This is a genomic window from Candidatus Phytoplasma crotalariae (assembly GCF_030586865.1).
Lineage (GTDB): Bacteria > Bacillota_I > Bacilli_A > Acholeplasmatales > Acholeplasmataceae > Phytoplasma > Phytoplasma citri.
Map to the genome: position 1 here is coordinate 1 of NZ_JAOSIR010000049.1, position 2,250 is coordinate 2,250.

Sequence of the window (2,250 nt, forward strand, 5' to 3'; positions counted from 1 at the left end):
GAGATTATAAGATATTAGGCGCCGGATGCTTGGAAACTTGCTTGTCCGGTTCTGTGGGGGGCTAATTGCGAATATGAAAAAAGTTATTATCATTTCTTTTTTCTAAACCGCGTTAATCTATCTCGATTATTAAAAATATAGATATTTTTTATGAACCGATTATAGGAAATAAAAAATATTTTAATCAAATTAAAAATAAATTTTTTTTAAAAGTTAAGCGTCAAGGTAAATATTTAATTTTTTTTTTAAGTAATAACTTGGTTTTAATTGGTCATTTACGCATGGAAGGTAAAATTAATTTAAATCCTATTAATTTGTGTAATAATATTTATAAACATGAATGTTGGCGATTATATTTAGATAATGATATAGTTATGAGTTATTATGATACTCGTAAATTTGGACGTTTTTTAATTTATAATTACAATGATTATTTGATTAAAAGTCCTTTAAGTAAATTAGCTAAAGATCCTTTCGAAATTTTGTTAAATGATTTTTATAATAAATTACAAAAAACTAATAGAGTTATTAAACAAGTTTTATTAGATCAAAGTGTAATTTCAGGAATAGGAAATATTTATGCTAGTGAAATTTTGTTTTTAGCTCGCATTCATCCTTCTAAGCCTTCATGTCATTTAAGTTTAAAACAAGTTGAAAATATTTTAAAACATGCCCGCGATATTTTAAAAGCTTCTATTCAAGATGGAGCTACCACTACTAATACTTTTGAAGGGGCGCCAAAGAGGCCTAAATTTCGTGCTATTTAACCAATAGCCAGAGCTGATAAACTCTGAATGGATATGGTCGGTCTGACAGACGAAAGAATGTCAGATTACAGCAGACCATAAAAGCGGGTTGCGACAAAAGCAAATTAGTCAAAAAGACTTCGCCACCAAATAATTCTAGGGAGAAGCCTGCAATGGCCTAAGAAGGAAAATTGATGTAATAGTATAACCTGTTCGGAAGTTGCTGAAACGGACAGTCCAGAGTCTACTAGTATAAGCTTCAAGTATTGAGTAGTTTATCAAATAAAGAAACCTGGGATCAGCCTCTCTAAAAGAGGGTACTTCGCCTAAGGAATTAAGGTCGAAATTTAGCGTAACTTGGAGAATCCTAAAACCAAGTAATGAAATTTACTAATCCGGAAATAAAAGCCCGGATGGTCAAGGATAAAGCATCTTTTTAGTAGTCGTAAGGGTAAACCTAAATTTGGAATAATTTAGTTAATCGGCTTACCGAGAAGAGAGTTAATGACTCTTATAGGGCGAAAGAAGATAGTAATTTATTATTTATTCAATGGCAAGTTGATAACAGTTTCACTAGCAACTAAACTTTCGCGAACATAGAATATCGTTCATCAAATGGTTGCTATAAAAATACTATTAGGAATATGTCAATAATGGTTACCACCAAAAACCAGTTAAGAGAATTCTCATTCCTAATGATAATAAAAGAACCAGATCCCCCTGGGTTTACCGACCATCAAAGATCGACTAATACAAAAATGTCTGGAACAACTCCTAACTCCCTACTTTGAAAATATCTTCTCAGAATGGAACTTTGGATTTAGAACCAAAAAGTCTGGTCATGACGCGATCAAACGCGTTAAACAAAGATTTAAAGGAATTAATTATCTTGTCAAAATCGACTTCAAAGGCTATTTTGATACGATCAATCATGAGATACTTATAAAAACCTTAAATCAGTTCATCAAAAAGAATAAAGTCCTCTCAACCATTAACAAATGGTTAAAAGCCGGCTTCATGAAGGATGGCATCAAATATCAAAACCAAGAGTCGCTATGCTGATGGACAAGGCTGAATGGATCAAAAACCAAGTAACACAATGGCTAAACTTACGATCAGTGAGGACAAATCAAAAATTGTCAAGGCCAACAAAGGCACAAGGTTTTTATCCTACATGATAAAGGTAAATCCCACCAATAAAACTCGTACAGAAAAAGCCACTAAGAATTACTTAAATGGCAAGGTTCAAATCCAAATTTCTCAAGCGAAAGCTGAAGAATATGGAGATGAATACAATTGGTTAAAAAAGGGGAAGGTGAAACACGATGAAGCTTTAGCAGATAGAGACGAATTAGAAACAATCCGGACCTATCAAACAATTGTCTGAAATACTTTTCTTAGCTAACAATCTCGGTGTTTTAACCCATCTAAATTATCTAGCTGAAGATAGCTGTTTGAAAACACTGGCAAAAAAACGAAAAACATTGATTGCCAAAGTTCGGAA

At 32.5% G+C, this 2,250-nt stretch carries 1 protein-coding gene and 1 pseudogene; both read left to right on the top strand.

Going from position 1 to position 2,250, the window contains the following annotated elements; translation table 11 throughout:
- The first annotated feature begins 137 nt into the window (after positions 1-137).
- Positions 138-767, top strand: a complete 630-nt coding sequence (locus tag OC683_RS02330) for a DNA-formamidopyrimidine glycosylase family protein (protein WP_338140525.1) — start codon at positions 138-140, stop codon at positions 765-767.
- A 619-nt stretch (positions 768-1,386) separates the two neighbouring features.
- Positions 1,387-2,250 (top strand): annotated as a pseudogene (locus tag OC683_RS02490) (reverse transcriptase domain-containing protein); the annotation flags it as partial.